Annotated in this window: 17 protein-coding genes and 1 tRNA gene; 5 read left to right on the top strand and 13 right to left on the bottom strand. The window is 50.9% G+C overall.

The genetic code is table 11. The annotated features are described in order from the left end of the window. Window positions 1–23: 23 nt before the first annotated feature. From KP80_RS21700 to prmB, 5 genes are read right to left on the bottom strand one after another with little or no spacing between them, the layout of a single operon-like run. Entirely contained in the window at window positions 24–569 is a 546-nt protein-coding gene (locus KP80_RS21700; protein WP_052285713.1) for an elongation factor P hydroxylase, read from the bottom strand. Continuing rightward, on the bottom strand, window positions 569–1,378 hold the full coding sequence (locus KP80_RS21695) for a sulfite exporter TauE/SafE family protein (RefSeq protein ID WP_052285712.1): 810 nt from the start codon (window positions 1,376–1,378) through the stop codon (window positions 569–571). Before KP80_RS21695 ends, KP80_RS21700 begins: the two co-directional genes overlap by 1 nt. After that, a complete protein-coding gene (mepA, locus tag KP80_RS21690; RefSeq protein ID WP_052285711.1) occupies window positions 1,378–2,202 on the bottom strand; it encodes a penicillin-insensitive murein endopeptidase in 825 nt (274 codons plus the stop codon). Before mepA ends, KP80_RS21695 begins: the two co-directional genes overlap by 1 nt. 2 nt (window positions 2,203–2,204) lie before the next feature. Continuing rightward, window positions 2,205–3,290 (bottom strand): chorismate synthase, encoded by a 1,086-nt coding sequence (aroC, locus tag KP80_RS21685; RefSeq protein WP_052285710.1) that lies wholly within the window; start codon window positions 3,288–3,290, stop codon window positions 2,205–2,207. 43 nt (window positions 3,291–3,333) lie between these two features. Then, complete coding sequence (prmB, locus tag KP80_RS21680; protein WP_052285726.1) at window positions 3,334–4,266, bottom strand: 50S ribosomal protein L3 N(5)-glutamine methyltransferase; 933 nt, start codon at window positions 4,264–4,266, stop codon at window positions 3,334–3,336. Between the two features lie 162 nt (window positions 4,267–4,428). Here prmB and smrB point away from each other — a divergent pair, with 162 nt between their 5' ends. Then, a complete protein-coding gene (smrB, locus tag KP80_RS21675) occupies window positions 4,429–4,980 on the top strand; it encodes an endonuclease SmrB (RefSeq protein WP_052285709.1) in 552 nt (183 codons plus the stop codon). A 169-nt stretch (window positions 4,981–5,149) separates the two neighbouring features. Here the strand turns inward: smrB and sixA are convergent, their stop codons facing one another. The 4 genes from sixA to KP80_RS21655 form a co-directional block, all read right to left on the bottom strand. Continuing rightward, window positions 5,150–5,635, bottom strand: coding sequence for a phosphohistidine phosphatase SixA (gene sixA / locus KP80_RS21670; RefSeq protein WP_052285708.1), 486 nt, complete (start codon window positions 5,633–5,635; stop codon window positions 5,150–5,152). Window positions 5,636–5,822: 187 nt separating this feature from the next. Then, window positions 5,823–7,973 carry a fatty acid oxidation complex subunit alpha FadJ gene (fadJ, locus tag KP80_RS21665; protein WP_052285707.1) on the bottom strand — a complete coding sequence of 717 codons (2,151 nt, stop codon included), beginning with the start codon at window positions 7,971–7,973 and terminating at the stop codon, window positions 5,823–5,825. Continuing rightward, window positions 7,973–9,283, bottom strand: a complete 1,311-nt coding sequence (fadI, locus tag KP80_RS21660; protein ID WP_052285706.1) for an acetyl-CoA C-acyltransferase FadI — start codon at window positions 9,281–9,283, stop codon at window positions 7,973–7,975. Before fadI ends, fadJ begins: the two co-directional genes overlap by 1 nt. Window positions 9,284–9,467: 184 nt before the next feature. Next, a complete protein-coding gene (locus KP80_RS21655; protein WP_052285705.1) occupies window positions 9,468–9,752 on the bottom strand; it encodes a YfcZ/YiiS family protein in 285 nt (94 codons plus the stop codon). Between the two features lie 372 nt (window positions 9,753–10,124). On the opposite strand from KP80_RS21655, the gene fadL reads away from it, so the two are divergent. Beyond that, window positions 10,125–11,441 carry a long-chain fatty acid transporter FadL gene (gene fadL, locus KP80_RS21650; RefSeq protein WP_052285704.1) on the top strand — a complete coding sequence of 439 codons (1,317 nt, stop codon included), beginning with the start codon at window positions 10,125–10,127 and terminating at the stop codon, window positions 11,439–11,441. 63 nt (window positions 11,442–11,504) lie between these two features. On the opposite strand, the gene mlaA is transcribed toward fadL, so the two are convergent. Then, a complete protein-coding gene (gene mlaA, locus KP80_RS21645) occupies window positions 11,505–12,260 on the bottom strand; it encodes a phospholipid-binding lipoprotein MlaA (protein WP_052285703.1) in 756 nt (251 codons plus the stop codon). 289 nt (window positions 12,261–12,549) lie between these two features. Here mlaA and KP80_RS21640 point away from each other — a divergent pair, with 289 nt between their 5' ends. The 3 genes from KP80_RS21640 (at window position 12,550) to KP80_RS21630 (ending at window position 14,970) form a co-directional block, all read left to right on the top strand. Beyond that, window positions 12,550–13,470, top strand: coding sequence for a formate/nitrite transporter family protein (locus KP80_RS21640; RefSeq protein WP_052285702.1), 921 nt, complete (start codon window positions 12,550–12,552; stop codon window positions 13,468–13,470). A gap of 95 nt (window positions 13,471–13,565) precedes the next feature. Beyond that, a tRNA-Arg gene (locus tag KP80_RS21635) sits at window positions 13,566–13,640 on the top strand. Between the two features lie 163 nt (window positions 13,641–13,803). Continuing rightward, window positions 13,804–14,970, top strand: a complete 1,167-nt coding sequence (locus tag KP80_RS21630; protein WP_052285701.1) for a tyrosine-type recombinase/integrase — start codon at window positions 13,804–13,806, stop codon at window positions 14,968–14,970. Window positions 14,971–15,059: 89 nt separating this feature from the next. Here the strand turns inward: KP80_RS21630 and KP80_RS21625 are convergent, their stop codons facing one another. The 3 genes from KP80_RS21625 to KP80_RS21615 form a co-directional block, all read right to left on the bottom strand. After that, window positions 15,060–15,782, bottom strand: coding sequence for a class I SAM-dependent methyltransferase (locus KP80_RS21625; RefSeq protein ID WP_052285700.1), 723 nt, complete (start codon window positions 15,780–15,782; stop codon window positions 15,060–15,062). 70 nt (window positions 15,783–15,852) lie between these two features. Continuing rightward, entirely contained in the window at window positions 15,853–17,682 is a 1,830-nt protein-coding gene (locus KP80_RS23390) for a phage head-binding domain-containing protein (RefSeq protein WP_052285699.1), read from the bottom strand. Window positions 17,683–17,837: 155 nt separating this feature from the next. Next, a complete protein-coding gene (locus tag KP80_RS21615; RefSeq protein ID WP_156315717.1) occupies window positions 17,838–19,652 on the bottom strand; it encodes a lytic transglycosylase domain-containing protein in 1,815 nt (604 codons plus the stop codon). Window positions 19,653–19,770: the final 118 nt, after the last annotated feature.

The following is a 19,770-nucleotide window of genomic DNA, read 5'->3' as shown; positions in this document are numbered from 1 at the left end:
TTTCCTCTTTGGGTAACATGGCCTTAGAGATCTTCCGGCCATGGGAATTGTTCCGCCGTTAGGGCCGGCGTATGGTAATAATCTTGTAATGCCTTGATAAGTTTGGCCGGGCGCGGTGGAATACCTTCTTTAAGATAGGTCATCACCTGCGCATGAACACGTCGCTGAAACACAATACGGTCTGGCTCAAAATCACCTTCAAGGTTGTCGCAGCTGACGTTAAACGGGAATCCCGCCGCCACGCAGAACAGCCAGTCAAAAGCCTGCGGCTTCACTTCGACATCTTCAAACTGCCCCTGAGTTTTAGCATCGCGGCCATCCGGGCAGTACCAGTAGCCAAAATCAACCTGCTCGCGGCGCGCTTTCCCAGCAATGCACCAGTGGGAAATTTCATGCAGCCCGCTGGCATAAAAACCATGGGCGAAAACAATGCGGTTGTACGGCACGTCGGCATCAGCGGGAAGATAGATCGGTTCGTCATCGCCTTTAATCAGACGAGTATTAAACTCTTCGGCAAAGCAGCCGTCGAAAATCGTAATCAGTTGCTGATAATCGTGGGTCGTTGTCATCAGTTCATCCCTAACCATTGAAGTATTTCCTGTCCATGGCTGTCATAAAGCAGTTTGGCACTCATGACGGCAGAAACCACCACGATCATCGGGCGAATCAACGCCTGCCCTTTGCTTAGCACTAAGCGTGACCCCATACGTGCGCCGAAAAACTGCCCTACCATCATGACAAAACCCGTCGCCCAAATCACTTTTCCGCCGATGATAAACAGCAGCAGACCACCAACGTTGGAGGTAGCATTCAACACTTTGGCATGCGCTGTCGATTTAGCGAGGTTAAAACCCATCAGCGTGACAAATGCCAGCGCATAGAAAGAACCCGCCCCTGGGCCGAAGAAGCCATCGTAGAAGCCCACACAGCCACCGGCCACCAGCGCAAACGGCAGTCCATACAGACGCTGTTGACGGTCGGATTCACCGAGTTTTGGCATCAGGAGAAAATAGAGGCCGATACCAATAATCAGAATCGGCAGGATTTGGCGCAAAATATCCGACTTCACGTACTGCACCAGCAACGCACCGCTCATTGAGCCAATGAAGGTCATCAGAATATTGAGCTTTTGATCCGCCAGATTCACGACCTTACGGCGAATAAAGTAGAGTGAAGCGGAAAGCGAACCACCGCAGGCCTGCAGCTTATTGGTCGCCAGCGCCTGGGCGGGTGGCATCCCCGCCGCCATTAGCGCAGGAACGGTGAGTAAACCACCGCCGCCGGCCAGCGAATCAATAAATCCCGCCAGGATGGCGATGAAGAAAAGCGCCACCAGCATCAGCGGCTCAACCATGAATAACGTGGAGAAACTGTCCATTAGAGTACGTGCTCATCCAGTAGCGCCTGGCAGGAAGGCGGCAACGGTGGAGGCGTCTTCTTCACAGGTTTAGTGGTGCCAGGTTTTGGCGGTTCGAACCAGCTTTGCAGCTCAGCGCCGCAGCCGTCTCCAGCAGGCGGAGCGGCCTGCTCTTCACACTCAAGGCTATTCGCCGGGCATTTCAATCGCACGTGCATGTGCGCGCGGTGTTGGAACCACGGGCGCACTTTACGCAGCCAGTCGCGGTCATTGCCCGCTTCCAGGCACAGCTGCTGCTTGATTGCCGGATTGACGAAAATGCGCGTCACTTCCTTATCTTCGGCCGCCAGTTTAATCAGTTGGCCGATTTCCGGTTTCCACAGCGTCGGCACTACGCGCTTTCCGTCGGCTGCAACTAAATCCAGCGCCTGCGGTTTAAGCAACTGCGCAGAGCTCCATCGTGCTTTCGGTAACTGCAAGAAAATATCAACATCCAGCCCGCTTTGGTGGCTGGCGTGTCCGCCGTTAAAGCGCCCACCGGCAGGCATACCCATGTCACCAATCAGCAGGGTACCCATACCGTGCTGCTGCACCTCGTTGCCCAGACGCTGGATAAACTGCACCAGATCCGGGTGGCCAAAATAGCGGCGCTGATCGGTGCGCATCACTTGATAGGTATCAGCCTGCAGCGGCAACGGCTGTGCGCCAACGATGCAACCGTTGGCAAACGCCCCGATAGACTGAGGGCTACCGCTTATCGGCTGAGTAATTTTTTGCCAGGGCGTTGCCGCCAGCGCGGTACTGCTGGCCACCAGAGCCAGCAGCGCAATAACGGTTTTTTTCATGATTACCAGCGTGGAATAGACGTCATCACATCGGCATTTTGCGCGCGTTGACGCATAAAGTGATCCATCAGAACGATTGCCATCATCGCTTCCGCAATAGGCACCGCACGAATTCCAACACAAGGATCGTGACGACCTTTAGTGATCATCTCAACCTCTTCACCAAAGCGGTCAATCGTACGACCCGGAACGGTGATGCTGGACGTCGGCTTCAGCGCCATATTGGCGACGATCTGCTGACCGCTGCTAATCCCACCCAAAATGCCGCCGGCGTGGTTGCTCTGGAAGCCCTCTTTGGTGATTTCATCACGGTTTTGGCTACCGCGCAATTTCACCACCTCAAAGCCATCGCCGATTTCCACGCCCTTAACGGCGTTGATGCTCATCAGCGCATGGGCAATGTCGGCATCCAGACGGTCAAAGACCGGTTCGCCGAGGCCCGCCGGGACGCCATCAGCCACGACGGTGACTTTTGCACCAATGGAGTCGCCCTCTTTTTTCAGGCCACGCATCAGCTCATCCAGTGCGTCAATTTTATCCGGATCCGGGCAGAAGAACGGGTTTTGTTCAACCTGATCCCAGTCTTTGATTTCCAGAGGAATATCACCCATCTGGGTCAGACAGCCGCGGATGACGATGCCAAATTTAGCGGCAAGGAATTTCTTCGCAATCGCCCCTGCCGCCACACGCATCGCAGTTTCACGAGCGGATGAACGACCACCGCCGCGATAGTCGCGCAGACCGTACTTCTGCTCGTAGGTATAGTCAGCGTGTCCCGGACGGAAGACATCTTTAATCGCGCCGTAGTCCTGTGAGCGCTGATCGGTGTTTTCGATCAGCAGACCAATGCTGGTACCGGTGGTCACACCGTCAAAGACGCCGGAAAGGATTTTCACCTGATCCGGTTCGCGACGCTGGGTGGTATAACGCGAGGTGCCTGGACGACGACGGTCAAGGTCGTGCTGCAGGTCAGCTTCAGTTAACGGGATGCCCGGAGGCACGCCGTCAACGATGCAGCCCAGCGCAAGGCCATGTGACTCACCGAAGGTGGTTACGCGAAAAAGTTGTCCAATAGTATTTCCTGCCATCACGACTCCGTTATCGTTGTTCTGTTGTTGTGTGCTGGAGCAATCAGTCTTTGTACTGGCCAAAGTGGTTCTGCGCGGCCACCAGCTGCGCTTTGGTCAGCATAAAGACGCCGTCACCGCCGTTATCGAACTCAAGCCAGGTGAACGGCACATCCGGATATTGATCCATCAGATGTACCATGCTGTTACCCACTTCACAAATCAGAACGCCATCATCGGTCAGGTAATCCGGCGCGCAGCCAAGAATACGACGGGTCAGATGCAGACCATCGCTACCGGAAGCCAGACCCAACTCCGGCTCATGACGGTATTCAGATGGAAGATCGTCCATATCTTCTTCATCCACATACGGCGGATTGGTGACAATCAGATCGTACTGCAGGGTTGGCAGATCGCGGAACAGGTCGGAACGGATCGGTGTAACGTTGTGAATCATGCCGTGTTCTTCGATGTTGTATTCAGTGACCGCTAGCGCATCCGGGGAAACATCAATGGCATCGACTTCGGCTTCCGGGAAGGCGTAAGCACAGGCAATCGCGATGCAGCCGCTACCGGTACACATATCCAGAATATGTTCAGGCTGATGGTTGATTAAACCCGCAAAACGGTTGTTAATCAGCTCACCAATTGGCGAACGCGGGACCAGCACGCGATCGTCGACATAAAATTCGTGTCCGCAGAACCAGGCTTTATTGGTCAGATAGGCGACCGGAATACGTTCGTTAACGCGGCGAATGACGCGCTCTACGATCAGCTGCTTTTCGCTGGTTGTCAGGCGGGCAATTCGCATATCTTCAGGGATATCCAGCGGCAGATACAGCGTTGGCAGCACCAGCTGTACGGCTTCATCCCACGGATTGTCGGTGCCATGACCGTACCAGATATTGGCCGCGCTAAAGCGGCTTACCGCCCAGCGTAACATGTCCTGTATGGTGTGCAGCTCATTGACTGCTTCTTCAACAAATATCTTATCCACGTTGTCCTCCAGGGCATGCGTCGGGGTAAATTCGGCGGCTAGTTTGCCATGAAGACGGCGATAAATCAGCATTCTTGCGTAGGCTGCGGGGAAAAAAGCGTTTTCGCTGCAGGGAGCGGCGTGAAAAGGTAAACTAGTGGAAAAAATGACTGAGAAGAATCAATGAAAAAGACACCCTCACTGAGCGAGGAGGATCAGGCGCTCTTTCAGCAGTTGATGACCGGGACGCGTAAAATTAAACAGGACACGATTGTCCATCGTCCACCGCGCAAGAAAATCAGTGAAGTCCCACCCAAACGTCTGCTGCAAGAGCAGGCGGATAACAGCCACTATTTTTCTGATGAATTCCAGCCGCTGCTCAACACCAACGGCCCGGTGAAATATGTGCGTGAAGACGTCAGCCATTTCGAGCTTAAAAAACTGCGCCGCGGGGATTATTCTCCGGAGCTGTTCCTCGACCTGCATGGCCTGACGCAGATGGAGGCGAAACAGGAACTCGGCGCGCTGATAGCCGCCTGTCGCCGGGAGCATGTTTTTTGCGCCTGCGTGATGCACGGCCATGGTAAACATATTCTGAAGCAGCAAACACCGCTATGGCTGGCGCAGCACCCACACGTCATGGCATTTCATCAGGCGTCGAAAGAGTACGGCGGAGATGCCGCGCTGCTGGTATTGATTGAAGTCGAAGAGTGGCTACCGCCGGAATTACCCTGATATGATTCCCGGAGTTGGCATTATTGCTTTATCCGGGTTATCGCTACAGCGCCTTCATACAGACCGGATAAAGTAAAGCGCCTATTCTGGCTCTCTGTTTCGGGCAGTCTGATGGCGTCTGGATTTATTGCGGCCACTGGCAATATCCAGCGGCCTGCGTCGGCATTCGTTAGATGGCTTTCGCCATTTTGAGATTGCACGGACTCATTTGCCAGTTAAGGCTACCCTGTCCGTCAGCGTCAAGCGTGACGCTCGCGATAGCGGATGTTGTGAACATCGGCGGGACTTCGCCTGGGCAAAGTTCAGCGACTAAATATCCCACCAGAGGCAAGTGAGAAATCACCAGCACCGATGGCGTGCCTTCGTTCGCTAACGCATGGAGGTAGGCGCTGACCAGCCCAATATCGCCGCACGGCGTTAGCTCCTGCAAAACATCGACCTCTTTTGGCAGGTTCATGCACTCCCCTACCACTTCCAGCGTCTGCTCTGCACGCAAATAGGGACTAACCAGAATACGTGAGATATCTACTTTTTGGCCTTTCAGCCAGGTTGCCATCTGACGAGATTCATCACAACCACAACCGGTGAGAGGACGAACCGAATCACTCGCTGCATCGAGAGCAGCGTCGCCGTGACGCATAATAAAAACTTGCATATTGCACCGCTTTTGTTAACCAGAAGCACCAGCGTCACCGTTAAGGTGACGCGGTAGCCGGGCATTGTGCCTTATCCATTCACTGAATGAAACGCTGATTTTTACCTTACTGGCGTAAGTATAGTCAACATCTGTTTACAAAATAGTCAAAAACCATGTATTCAATCAGGGTTCTCCTACTTTGACCTCAATTCAGCGGATCTGTTTCATGACCTGGCCAAAAGGTTTGTTCACGCTCTGCCCGCTGCAAAAGTGCCTCACAAGGGGTGAAACGAGAACCGTACTGGGTAGCCAACCGTTGCAATCGGGCAACCACTTCACCCGCCCCCAGCGTATCCATATAACGGAGCGGGCCACCGAGAAACGGTGGGAATCCAATGCCAAATACTGCGCCGATATCACCATCACGAGCGCTACGAACGATGTCCTCATCGACGCAGCGAGCGGCTTCATTGAGCATTAACATCACGCAACGCTCAGCGATTTGCTGCGCTGAGCACTGGCTGTGACGAGCCGCCATTCCCGGAAGAGAATAGACGGCGTTGTCGACCTGTTTCTTGCTTTTACGCCCTTTCACACCATAAAGATAGAAACCACGGCCATTTTTTCTACCTTTGCGATCGTCATTCAAAATTGCCTGAATCAGGCTTGCAGGTGCGCTGAAACGCTCGCCGTAAGCCGCTTCAAGAATAGGTAAAATTTTGGTGCCCGTGTCGATACCCACTTCATCCAGCAGCTGGATTGGCCCTACTGGAAAACCAAACTTAACCAACGCGTTATCAATATCGTCAACGTTCTCCCCCTCTACCAGCAACCGCATTGCTTCAGCGATATATGGGGCCAGGATACGGTTAACATAGAAACCGGCTTTGTCGGCCACCACAATCGGCGTTTTACCCTGTTTTTTCGCCAGTTTTACGGTGGTCGCTATAGTCTGCTCTGAGGTGCCCGTATGCGGGATCACTTCGACTAATGGCATTTTCTCTACCGGGCTGAAAAAATGCAGTCCAATAACCTGCTCAGGCCGCTGAGCAAGGGCTGCAATATCACCAATCGGTAAAGATGAGGTGTTTGATGCAAAAACAGTGTGAGGTGCACAATTTTGTTCAACTTCCGCCACCATTTTCTGCTTCAGCGCCAGATCTTCAAACACCGCTTCGATAATCACATCACGATGCGCAAAGCCGCGATAATCAGTACCGCCGGAAATCAGCGCCAACTGGCTATCCCGCTCAGCGGCCTTCATATGGCGACGACGGACTTTTTGCTCCAGCTGATCCCAGCTGTACTTCAGCGCATGGTTAATCCCATTGGCATTGATATCTTTGATACGTACCGGCAGTTTCCCCTTAACCGCCGTGACATAGGCAATACCCCCGCCCATCAGACCGCCACCCAGGATCCCTACCGATCGCAGCGGGCCCGCCTCAACGTTAGCGCCAGGATCTTTTTTCAGATCGGTACTGGCAAAGAAAATATTACGCAGCGCCAGTGATTGAGGTGTCATCGCCAGTTCACCAAATGCGCGAGCTTCCGCTTCGTAACCGCTACTGGTTCCGTGCGCCAGGCCTGTTTCAATCACCCGCAAAATCTTATCGGTTGCCGGATAGTTCCCCTGGGTCTTTTGCGCTGTTTTTTTACTCGCCATGCTGAACAACAGATTTCTACCCAGTGGTCCGGCGAGAATACGCTCGCGAATCGGTAAGCGACGCTGTTCATGACGCGGTTTACGCGCATATTCAGCGGCCGCCTCAAGCAATATGGAATGCGGGACTACTTCATCAACCAGCCCGGCTTTCAACGCCTGGCGCGCGCGCAGTTGTTTACCGGTAAGAATCATATCCAGCGCAGTGCTCACGCCAACCAGGCGCGGTAAGCGTTGGGTCCCACCCGAACCAGGCAACAGACCCAGTTGAACTTCCGGCAGCCCCAGCACCGTTCGACCATCATCGGTACAGATACGCGCATGACAGGCCAGCGCCAGCTCTAAACCGCCACCAAGACACGCGCCGTGAATTGCCGCGACAACAGGAATCGATAAGCTGGAGAGTTCAGCCATCACCTGTTGGCCCTGACGAGCCAATGCTTCAGCCTCCTGAGCACTTTTACAGCGGCCAATCATGTTGATATCGGCCCCAGCAATAAAGTTATCGGGCTTCGCGGAGATGATCACCACACCCTGTAGGGCTTTATTTTCCCTGATTTGCTTGAGGATCGCCCTCACCTGCCCGCCAAACTCAGCCTTCAGGGTATTCATTTTTTCATCGGGAACATCGATCGCCACTACGGCAACGTTGTCAGGGCGAACGGTAAGTGTGAATGCAGATTTCATTTCCATTATTCAGCCTCCAGTACCATCGCCGCACCCAGTCCACCCGCCGCGCAGGCGGTAACCAGACCAAAGCCGCCGCCGCGACGACGCAGTTCGTTGAGCGTCTGAGTGATCATGCGCGCGCCGGTCGCCGCAAACGGGTGACCGTAGGCGATAGAACCGCCGAGCACGTTAAATTTGCTTTCATCCACCTCTCCGGTAGCGTGGCTGCGCCCCAGCACTTCACGGGCAAATTTCTCACTCGCCAAACACTGAATATTGGCCAGCGTCTGCGCCGCAAAGGCTTCATGCATATCGATAAGGGTAAGGTCTGCAAAGCTTAAACCTGCACGCTCCAGCGCCAACGGCGTAGACCAGGCCGGACCCAGCAGCATGTCTTGCCAAACATCAATGGCGGTAAACGCATAGCTACGCAGATAGCCCAGTGGCGTAAGTCCCAGCTCTTTAGCCCGGGATTCGGTCATCAGGATCACTGCCGCCGCGCCGTCGGTTAACGGAGTACTGTTTGCCGCCGTCACCGTACCGTGCTGACGGTCAAACGCCGGGCGTAACTTGGCATAGTCAGCAAGCGTCGAATTAGCGCGAATATTATTATCTTGCTCCAGCGGGTTACGATATGGCGGCGCATAGGCCGTCATCACTTCATCGTTGAGTTTACCCGCCGCCCAAGCCTGAGCAGCCAGCTGGTGTGACCGGTTAGCCAGCGCATCTTGTTGCTCTCGGGTAATCCCGTAAGTTTTTGCCATCTGCTCTGCGGTATCGCCCATCCGCAGACCGGTTGAGTATTCGGCTACCGCCGGAGGGACCGGCATCAGGTCGCGCAGCCGCAGGCGGGAAAAGAGTTTGAGCTTTTGCCCCAGCGAACGGGCTTTGTTGGCATCCACCAGCGTACGCGCTAGTTTTTTGCTCACGCCAATCGGCAAAACGGAAGAGGAATCTGCGCCACCGGCAATACCCGCACGGATAGTACCTGCCATTAAGCTTTCGGCAACGTTTGCCACCGCCTGGAAGCTCGTCGCGCAGGCGCGGCTCACACTGTAGGCGTCGGTATGCACGTTCATACCGGTACCGAGGACAATTTCACGGGCAATATTAGGAGCCGCCGGCATTTGAACCACCTGGCCAAAGACCAGTTGTTCAATCACGTCCGGGGATATTTCGCTGCGCGCCATCATTTCGCCCACCACCATCTTCCCCAGATCCACGGCGGGGACGCCATGGAAAGCGGTCGCCTGACGGGCAAACGGGGTGCGTAACCCACTGACAATAGCAATGCGATCGCCCTGACGGGTGATTAGCGGTAGCGCCTGACTCATAATTCTCCCCTGTTATCGGAAATCGACCAAGTGGTCTGACCTGATAACATTCTTAACTAATTTTTTACACTTAGCCAATCGAAGAGAGGAAAAAATGGGAGCTAAAACACATTGAGCACAAAAGAAAACGCCCCTGCAGCATTAGCTACAGGGGCGCTATTCAGAACGGTTCGCCGAAATGCGATTAACGCAGACCCAGCTGGAAGATCAGGGTTTCAGCTTCACAGGCGAAGACGAAGTCGATATCCATCTGCACGCCGCCTTCTACTTCTTTAAAAGTCGAGGTGATTTGGCACGGTTCGGACTCGACGCCGCGTGCTTTTGCCGTCAGTGCAGCAAGCGTTTCTTCCGCTTCAGCGCGGTTTGCGAATACGCGGCTGTATGATGCGGTGCAGTCGGTGTTGTCCATAATGGTACCAACATCCATGCAGCAGCAAACTGGGGTTTCATCAGCACTACATTTACTCATTGCAGATTTCCTCTGTTTTGTGCACTCAAGGTGCCAGATAAACTATGTGCCTATTTTACGCCCGCCTGCGGTCCCTCTCCAGTCGTTAATGAGATGAAATCGGATAAGTGACCGAAATCACAATTAAAAATGATCTAAAACAAATTCAGCGTTTGGATACCCATGACCAGACCCGCAATTTTGCCAACCAGATCTCGTTTCAAACAACATCTTTGAAAATATTAATAAACAATATTGCAACATCCCATCTGGTCAGACCTATACTCTCGTCACTGGTCTGATTTCTAAGTTGTAGTCCAGCCCCTACACTTCGCGCTTCTGTTACTACATGTAACATTGTTTGTATAAAAATAACTCAATGAGGTTATGGTCATGAGCCAAAAAACCCGTTTCACGAAGTCTGCTCTTGCTGTTGCAGTGGCACTTGTTTCTACCCAAGCCTGGTCAGCAGGTTTCCAGCTAAATGAATTCTCATCCTCTGGTCTGGGCCGCGCCTATTCAGGTGAAGGCGCTATCGCAGATGATGCGGGTAATGCCAGCCGTAACCCGGCGCTGATTATGATGTTCGACCGCCCTGAGTTTTCTATCGGTGCGGTATTTATTGACCCAGATGTGAATATTACCGGTAAATCTCCGGCTACCGGAAAAAGTACCGATGCCGACAATATCGCGCCAACTGCATGGGTCCCTAACATGCACTTCGTGATGCCAATTAATGAACAGTTTGGCTGGGGTGCATCGGTTACCTCCAACTACGGTCTGGCAACCGAGTTTAATAATAGCTATGCAGCTGGCATGTACGGCGGCAAAACAGACCTGCAAACCGCCAACCTGAACCTGAGCGGTGCATATCGTCTGACCAACAACTGGAGCTTCGGCCTCGGTTTTGATGCTGTGTACGCGAAAGCGAAGATTGAACGTTATGCGGGTGATGCAAGTCTGAATTTCCCAGGTGCCGCCGGTAACTTAGTTGGGATCACTGGCCCTGATTCACAAATTGCACACCTGAAAGGTGATGAGTGGGGCTATGGCTGGAACGCAGGTATCCTGTATGAACTGGACAAAAATAACCGCTGGGGTCTGACCTATCGCTCAGAAGTAAAAATTGATTTCGACGGCGATTATAAAAGCTCTATCACTAGCCGCGGCAACCAACTGCTCGCAGCTCGCGGGATAACAGGCCTGCCATACGGCACTGACGGTCGCACCGTTCCGGGTTCTCTGACCCTGAACCTGCCTGAAATGTGGGAAATCTCCGGTTATAACAAGGTCGATCCGCAGTGGGCAATCCACTACAGCATCGCCTATACCAGCTGGAGCCAGTTCCAGGAGCTGAAAGCAACCGGTTCAAACGGTCAGGAGCTGTTCTATAAAGACGAAAGCTTTAAAGACGCTTACCGTATCGCGTTGGGTACCACCTATTACTACGACAAAAACTGGACCTTCCGTACCGGTATTGCGTTCGATGATAGCCCGGTTCCAGCGAACCATCGCTCAATCTCCATCCCGGACCAGGACCGTTTCTGGCTGAGCGCCGGTACCACCTATGCGTTTAACGAAGATGCCTCTATCGATGTCGGCGCTTCTTATATGCACGGGCAAACCGTTACCGTTCAGGAAGGCAATTACACCTTCAAATCTGAAGGTAAGGCTTGGCTGTTCGGGACCAACTTCAACTATCGCTTCTGATAGTCTGCCGACATAAAAAAAGGGTGAACATGATGTTCACCCTTTTTTATTGCCGCTGATGGCTTATTCCGAATCGATATCCTTCAGGTCACCCTCGATCGCCTGAGCATTCGGGTTGGCTTCTGGTTTCAGCTTGCCGCCGTTAGCAATAAAGTCATGCTGCTGGAAATATGCTTCACGGACCATAATGTACGGATCGGAGGACTGACGTAGCAGGCCATCGGAGTCGAGCAACTGAGCACGCGTTTCCACCCCTTCAACCATCCATTTACCAATCGACATCGGCCAGGTCAGCCAGGAGAGGACTGGGTAGGTGGTATCAGCCATATCGCCGACGTCTTCACGTAAAGTGAAGCTGCCGTAGAACGGTAGCTGCACGTACGGACCATACCCTACGCCATAATGCCCAAGCGTACTGCCAAAACGGTGCGGCTGAACACGCTGCAGTTTTGGGTTCGCCATACCGGCAACATCAATAAAGCCGCCCATCCCGAGAACGGTGTTCAGGAAGAAACGCGTAAAGTGAACCATCCCCTGGTACGGATCCCCCTGCAGGAAGGAGTTCACCATAATGGCCGGCTCTTCCAGGTTACTGGTAAAGTTGCCAAGACCATTACGTGCAGGCTGCGGAACATAGTCGCGCCAGGCGACGGCCACGGGACGAACAACGTACGGATCCAACACATTAAAGTTGAAGCTGTACATGGTTCGGTTAAATCCTTCAAACGGGTCGGATCGCCCCTGCTGTTCTGTACCGGAACTCGCACAGCCCACGAGCAGTGTGGTCCCCAGCGCAAGCGCCGACAGGCGAAGCTTCATAAATGTCTCCCTGTTGATAATGGCTATCGCTGATTGCCATCCATGACGGAACGCTCGCGTATCCGCCTATTTAGATGTGAGCGATTGTAACAGCCCATCGACCGATGTCTAGATAACTGGTTTCGTTGGTTTGATCATAGCCTGGTAATCCCAGCATCGGGGGCTTGTGCACCGACAGACATAATAAAGTCTGAAAAACGGATTCTAACATTTTCAGAATACATCTGACCGTACATCTGACGTAAGCCGCTACGCTTAGGCTATCTGTGCTTTTTTCAGGAATACTGAGATGAATGACATCAAACAAGAAAAAATTGATAGCCATAGCGACGAGATAGAAGTCGAAAGCGAAGAGAAACAAAGTGGGCAAAAGATAGAGGTTGATGAGGATAGACTTCCTTCTCGCGCGATGGCCATTCATGAGCACATTCGCCAGGAGGGCGAAAAGGAGATGGAGCGCGATGCCATGGCGCTGCTATGGTCTGCCATTGCCGCGGGGTTATCCATGGGCGCATCGCTGCTAGCAAAGGGGATTTTTCACGTTCAGCTTGAAGGCGTGCCCGGCGGGTTCTTACTGGAGAACCTCGGCTATACCTTCGGCTTTATTATCGTCATTATGGCCCGCCAGCAGCTGTTTACCGAAAATACCGTCACCGCCGTGCTGCCCGTGATGCAAAAACCCACCCTCGGCAACTTTAGTTTGCTAATGAGGCTTTGGGGCGTGGTTCTTTTGGGGAACATCATCGGTACCGGGATTGCCGCATGGGCATTTGAACATATGCCCATATTTGATGAGCAGACGCGCGATGCTTTCGTCAAAATAGGAATGGACGTCATGAAAAATAGCCCAACCGAGATGTTCGCCAATGCCATCATCTCCGGCTGGCTGATTGCGACAATGGTCTGGATGTTTCCCGCTGCCGGGGCCGCAAAAATCGTCGTGATTATTCTAATGACCTGGCTTATTGCGCTGGGAGATACCACGCACATTGTGGTCGGTTCAGTAGAAATTCTCTATCTGGTCTTTAACGGTACGCTGCACTGGAGCGATTTTATTTGGCCATTTGCTATACCGACTCTGGCCGGAAATATTTGTGGCGGTACCTTTATATTCGCGTTAATGAGCCACGCGCAAATCCGCAATGATATGAGTAACGCACGTAAGGAAAAGCGGCGCTTACAGGCTAAAGAGAAGACGAAACAGGATTGAAGGTGGGATCGGCGGTCAAAATGGCGATGGTTTGAGCAGTCAGGCGGTGATGGACTTACCCCTGCGAACAAAAAACGCTATACTCGTGCCGCTTCGTCCCCTTAGTTAAATGGATATAACGAGCCCCTCCTAAGGGCTAGTTGCAGGTTCGATTCCTGCAGGGGACACCACATCAGCGTTACCCAACACTTCCCGACGTTACCAAACACCCTTTCCCACTCGCTTCCAACTCAATTGCTAATTACCTGACGTTACCCAACATGAATTGACTACGCCAAACTTTTGCGGGCATATTGTGGGCATTATCGAAAATGACCACGGATTTATGCCCACATGCTTACGGTAAAGCAGATCGAAGCAGCTAAGCCTGCTGACAAACCATATCGCCTTGCGGATTCAGGCGGCCTTTTCCTGTTCGTTCCTCCGTCAGGGAAAAAGGTGTGGCGCATGCGTTACCGGTTCGACGGAAAAGAAAAGACGCTGGTCATTGGCCCATATCCTGAAATCCCACTCACTGAAGCCAGAGCAAGACAATCTGACGCTAAGATGAAATTGCTGGCAGGTGTTGATCCGGCAGAACAGAAGCAGTCCATAAAAAAGAAAGAGAAAGAGGAAGCGGCTGATTCGTTCGGTGATATTTTCCGGGAGTGGCACACGCACAAATCAAAGGTATGGTCGAAAGGATATGCTGATGAGATGTTGAGTATGTTTAGCGATGACATACTCCCCATCATAGGCCACATGAAGATGGATGAAGTTGAGCCCATGGTTCTGCTGAAAGTGATTCTGCTATTCGAGGATAGGGGGGCAATGGAGCGTGCAGATAAAGCAAGGCGTCGATGTGGGGAAGTATTCAGTTATGCGATCGTAACTGGAAGGGCTAAATTCAATCCATCACGAGACCTTGCTGGCGCTATGCGAGGATACAGGAAGAAGAACTACCCTTTCCTTCCTATGCATCGCATACACGAATTCCAGAGGGCCTTGAATGGATATGGCGGATGGGTTGTTTCTAAGGTTGCGGCGCAGATTCTTCACTATACAGCCATGCGTACAGTGGAATTGCGTTCGCTGGCATGGACAGGAATAGATTACGAAACCAGGCTAATAAGCATTGATCCTGAAGTCATGAAAGGTAGGAAGTTACATGTCGTTCCAATGTCAGACCAGGTTCTAGAGCTATTAAAATTCCTGCAACAGATTACCGGCCAGTACGAACTGTGCTTCCCAGGGCGAAATGACAGGAAGAAACCTATCAGCGAAAACGCTGTACTTGGCGTTATACGAAGCCTCGGGTATGAAGGCCAGACTTCCGGGCATGGAATGCGCCACCAGTTCAGCACCGTGCTAAATGAAAAGCACTGGAACGGTGACGCTATAGAAATGCAGCTGGCCCATGTAAGCGGTGGAACGCGATCTGTATACAACCACGCCGCCTATCTGGATACTCGCCGGGAGATGATGCAGTGGTGGGCTGACTGGCTTGATGAGAAGGTATGAAGCATTAGCGCAAGACGAATCACCACCTTCACCGGTTTTGAGTTGTTTTGCGCTAATTTTTTGCCCCATGGATGCCCCATGCAATCAAGTCATAAGCAGAGCAGAGTTCCTTTCATGAACGGCCTAACCCTCGCTGACTGGTTTCCATCAGTCCACTTGTCGTGAAGGATGTCATCAGATTTGTGCATTTCAACCTGCAGTCGGATTTGGTAGATCTCATCGTACCCATGGGTTGTCAGGAATAGCTTATTATCACTGAACGCTATAGGCTTAAGTTTGCTTTCTGAATTGTTTATGTAATTGAAAAATCCTTCAGACACAGCCGGACTAACTGAAGAGAACATATCATCTACGGCAATGATCCCACCAGGTGCCAGAACTGACTCCACAAGCTCGAGGTCATTGTAAACACCCTCACTGCTGTGATCCCCATCGATGCTAGCAAATGTCAATCGCTCAATACCCGCACTGGAGAGAATGGATGTTAATGATTTTTTGTCTAGAATTCTGGTATTAGCCCTAATGAGTTTTGAAGTATTTTCCTTTCCTAATATTTCACAAACATAAGCAACGTTTTTTTCCGCCTCTTCCTTTTGGTCGAAGATAAAAACATCTATACCCACAGTAGGAGATTGAGACTCGGATGACAGAAATGATAAGTATTTACCTTTGTAAACACCTATTTCTAACACCCCGCTATTGGTGCCAAGGGATTTTTGAGCCGATAGAAGGTGCTGCGTCATAAAGGCAGCACCTTCATATAACCAACCTTCAATATCTTTTGAAATTTCCAAAAATTCACGAGCGCTCATGCTTAAGCCTTTAATTTATGTGTCCATAATTCATTAAATCTATGCATGAACAGTGATTATTTCAAGATATTTATACCCCAATCCAGTTCCACGATGGGGTTGTGCTATAAGTCACGGTTATTTTCTCACCAGGCTCCAGGAATAACATTGCACCAGTAGTAAACCCTGAGGAAACGCCATTAATCGCTATCAATGAAACGGCACCACCATTGATGAAGATCCTCACCGGAACGCCGTAGATATTGGTTACCTCTACTCCACTAACAGGAATAGGCGGGGTAGATACTACGGTGCTTCCTCTGAAGCCTTGCAGGTCTTTAACTGATATACCCTCCTGATGTATATCACCTACTATCGGATGGTTGACATTAGACCTGACGTCACCGCCATTTATAACAGTTCCTTTGCAGTTGCCAACAAACGCAATGCCCTGATCGCATCCGTCAACTATAACGTTGTTAAGAGTGTTATTTGTAGCATCTGATATCAGCACACCTGTTCCTGTGAGTCCGTAATATCCAGATATTAACAAGTTATTTAGAGTATTGTTTATAGCAAACTCACCATTTAAAACAATAGCTTTTGCAGTAACAGAAATATCTGAGCTTGTAATTGCACCGCCAAAGAACTGATTAGCCCTACCAGCTTCAATAACGATTGCACTTTGTTCAAACTGGTCAAAGTCAAGGTTTTGCGTAATGCAAACAATTGGTGATTTATCTATTCCGCTGCCTTTTCTAAGCAACATCCCGGTGCCAACACCAACAATTACGCCACCATTGAACAAAACGCCCTGGCAATCATTTTCTAATACAATACAAATCCCATCAAAGCTGTTGTCGTTGACAATTAAATTATTAAATTTAACCCCCACGGCGCGCCTCAGGAAGACTGCGCCATCTACACTATCACCCTCAACTCTATAATTATCTACTGTTGTAAATACTGCACCATATTTATCATCATCAGAGCTCCACAACAGCAACCTTCCTGCTTTATTGCCATCTGTAGTTGTCGCGCTCAATACATTGCTAATGACATGGTTCCCACCACGATCAAACTCAATATTTTTTTCACATCCAAAAAAATTTGTGTTTAGGATATTAATTCGATTCCCATTAATTGACCTAACTCCGGTGATGCCGGTAAAAGCCTTGCAATCAATAGAAATATTAGAAATTGAGCATATCATCCCATGCGTTTCATCAGGCTTATCTGAATCATCAAACATTACTATGTTGTTGTTTAATGGTATCCATGAAATACCTTCCTTGCTATCACCGTTGATACTAACGCCTGTTTTGAGTTTTACCCCAGATGCACTATAAACTCCCCTTGGTATAAATACTGTGCCACCACCTTCAGCAAAGAGGTCATCTATGGCCAATTGAAGAGTTTTGCCATAGTCGCCATCGCTGGGTACGCCATAATCCAGTAGGCTGATGAAATCATTATTTTTTGAGTGCTGACTTCTGGCTACGCCATGTTCAGCCTGAAGAACCTTCACCCTTGAGTCATCAACAAGAAGCTCTGACCCTTCTTCAGCGAGCTCCGTCCGCAACTGATCTGGGTCGTACTTCAGTACGTTTGCGATGTAATCGACCTGAGTGCCATAAGCATCGTAAATAGCCATGCTATGGCCAGTAACAGTGACAATCTTTACCAGTTGCCCTGAATACACGATCTTCCCTGCAGAGTTAATAGTTAACGGCTGAGCTATCTGTACGTGTGAACCATCCTCGTTCTCAATATAAACAGGGATTTGGTTAGCCGGGTTAACTGGATCGGTATCTATCAAACCGATATATACCCTACCGTTGGCTACCGCTCTGAATGTTCGCGAGTCAGTGAATATTGGGCGTGGGTTTGATACCACTACATTGGCGGTAATATCTGACATTGACTGTGCTCCAGACACGGCAACACCGAGCAAGTTTTATCTTGTGCGGAATTGCATTAAGTTCGGTTATAATTGGTTAAAATAGTGGAGGCTTTATGAATAGAGACTTACTGAACTTTGCTTTCTTAATCTTCGGCATCTGTGTGGGATTTGCTTTATTCGCTTAATGCTTCGGATTTCGCACCCTGCGTAATCGAATTTATAGCTTTTTCGGCTTCAGATAATGCCTTCTCAAAAGATGTAGAGCCTCTAGGTGTATTGGCAAGACGTAGCATTGCATTACGCGCAGGATCACTTTCATACATCCTTGCAAGTAACCCATAACCACCACCTACGCCAACGACAGCGGGGTTGGTAACAGAGCCAATCCCCATAATGAATGGGATTGCCTGCTGACCTGTAGGAGTGGTTACTCCTGCCTGACCGGCGCGCTTTGTTGACTCAAGGTAATTTTTCAAACCTTTCAGATATGCAGCATCACGTCCTTTGAAGGTTATCCCGGTCTGATTAGACATCATATTAACCTGGCGCAAAAACTGGTCAGGAGACCCTCCTGATTTTTCCATTGCCTTACCTATGATTCCGTTCCGCATCTGTGCTCGACCGGTTTGGCCAACTGATCGATAAAGGTTCTGCACTTCTGATTTGTTCTTGCTGAACAGCATGTTGTTAACCACTTCAGGGGTTAAATCACCTTTCATGATCACATTCTTCAATCGTGTATTCTGGATCTTGCTGGCCTCATCTGCGTACACAGCATTAGCCTGCTTGTAACGCCGCAACGTGTCATTACCCAAACTCTGACCTATTGAATTATCAATGTCGCCAGTCATGGCCCTGTAAACTCGCTGAATAGCAGCATCGGAACGGTTAGGCATGACAACTCGCTCTCCTTTCACATCCTGCCTGAACTGACTGCGTAAATTGCTCAACTGCTGAAGGTCTACATTACCGCCAGCCAATTCATCACGATAAGCCTGAAGCTTGCTGATAGTGTCATTGTCGGAAACCTTTCCTAACTTTTGAAGGCTCGTTATCTCGTCATCAATTTGTTGAATCGCACGAGTCGGCTGAATATTCACTCCAGTCATCGCACTCTGAACTTGCTCCAGCCGGTTTCCTGCAGCTTGCTTAATGCCCGCGGTTTTTGCCTTCAGGCTACCAATAACAATAGACGGGTCATATTCACCAAATCGAGATGCAAATTCATCAACTAATTGGCTGCGGGCTTCTTGTTGACCAGCTCGCATTGAGCTTGTTCCGGCGAAAGGAATGTTCTCAGCGGTGGTTTGCGCCATTCTTCCTACCCGGGAGTTTGGCTGAAGTAAGTCAGTTGTATGCAATGGAACATCGGCAGAATTAGCGAATTGAATGGCTTGCTGGGCTTCCGGTGCGATACTTCCCCGCGCTCCTCGATACACAGCCCCAGCAGCACGACCAAGCTGATTCACCGCGCCGCCAACACCAACCCCCAATCCGAGATCTGTTGCTAGCGCACCGGCGTCATCTTTTTCACTGTTCGCGGCTAATGAGCCAACTGTGTTTTCAGCAATTAAGCGTGACGCTCCCTGTGCGACTCTGCCTGGAACTCCAGCGGCTGATGATGATGCCATCCTAGCGCCAGCACCTAGAACCTGAGGAGCCAAACGCTCAGCCAATGCTGCAGCCTTAGAAGCCCCACCTCCAACTCCTATTGGGGTTAGATATGGCAGAGCCTCAGAGAATACCTTCCCTGCAGTAGTTTGCGGTGTCAGATCGCCTTGTTGGAGCCCAAGACCTTGCTCAAGACCTTGAGTCGTCACACGTGGAGCTGGCTGATATGTCCCATCACCAATACCTAGCTTCTGCCAGGCCCATGCCCCAGCGCTCGTTACTGCGTCAGCTACAGATGCTGGTATGTTTGCCAGATTAACGCCAGCCTGAAGCAGACCTCGGCCCGTTTCTGCCGCTGCGTTGCCAAGGTCAGACAGGAATCCACCCTGCTGCTGTGGCGCTGCCTGTGCATTCTGTTGTACAGGCTGTTGTGGAGATTGATTATTCCTTGGGAGGTATTCATCAGCTTGCTGGTTGTGCAGGCTCTCAGCATAT

The organism is Kluyvera genomosp. 1 (assembly GCF_001266615.1).
Classification (GTDB): Bacteria; Pseudomonadota; Gammaproteobacteria; order Enterobacterales; family Enterobacteriaceae; genus Kluyvera; species Kluyvera cryocrescens_A.
Note: the sequence above shows the minus strand (reverse complement) of the source record. Positions and strands in the feature narration are given on the sequence as shown.

Bases quoted from the DNA above. Each gene is read 5' to 3' on its own strand.
- KP80_RS21700 (WP_052285713.1), bottom strand. From the start codon at position 569: ATGACAACGACCCACGATTATCAGCAACTGATTACGATTTTCGACGGC.
- KP80_RS21695 (WP_052285712.1), bottom strand. From the start codon at position 1,378: ATGGACAGTTTCTCCACGTTATTCATGGTTGAGCCGCTGATGCTGGTG.
- mepA (WP_052285711.1), bottom strand. From the start codon at position 2,202: ATGAAAAAAACCGTTATTGCGCTGCTGGCTCTGGTGGCCAGCAGTACC.
- aroC (WP_052285710.1), bottom strand. From the start codon at position 3,290: ATGGCAGGAAATACTATTGGACAACTTTTTCGCGTAACCACCTTCGGT.
- smrB (WP_052285709.1), top strand. From the start codon at position 4,429: ATGAAAAAGACACCCTCACTGAGCGAGGAGGATCAGGCGCTCTTTCAG.
- sixA (WP_052285708.1), bottom strand. From the start codon at position 5,635: ATGCAAGTTTTTATTATGCGTCACGGCGACGCTGCTCTCGATGCAGCG.
- fadJ (WP_052285707.1), bottom strand. From the start codon at position 7,973: ATGGAAATGAAATCTGCATTCACACTTACCGTTCGCCCTGACAACGTT.
- fadI (WP_052285706.1), bottom strand. From the start codon at position 9,283: ATGAGTCAGGCGCTACCGCTAATCACCCGTCAGGGCGATCGCATTGCT.
- KP80_RS21655 (WP_052285705.1), bottom strand. From the start codon at position 9,752: ATGAGTAAATGTAGTGCTGATGAAACCCCAGTTTGCTGCTGCATGGAT.
- fadL (WP_052285704.1), top strand. From the start codon at position 10,125: ATGAGCCAAAAAACCCGTTTCACGAAGTCTGCTCTTGCTGTTGCAGTG.
- mlaA (WP_052285703.1), bottom strand. From the start codon at position 12,260: ATGAAGCTTCGCCTGTCGGCGCTTGCGCTGGGGACCACACTGCTCGTG.
- KP80_RS21640 (WP_052285702.1), top strand. From the start codon at position 12,550: ATGAATGACATCAAACAAGAAAAAATTGATAGCCATAGCGACGAGATA.
- KP80_RS21630 (WP_052285701.1), top strand. From the start codon at position 13,804: ATGCTTACGGTAAAGCAGATCGAAGCAGCTAAGCCTGCTGACAAACCA.
- KP80_RS21625 (WP_052285700.1), bottom strand. From the start codon at position 15,782: ATGAGCGCTCGTGAATTTTTGGAAATTTCAAAAGATATTGAAGGTTGG.
- KP80_RS23390 (WP_052285699.1), bottom strand. From the start codon at position 17,682: ATGTCAGATATTACCGCCAATGTAGTGGTATCAAACCCACGCCCAATA.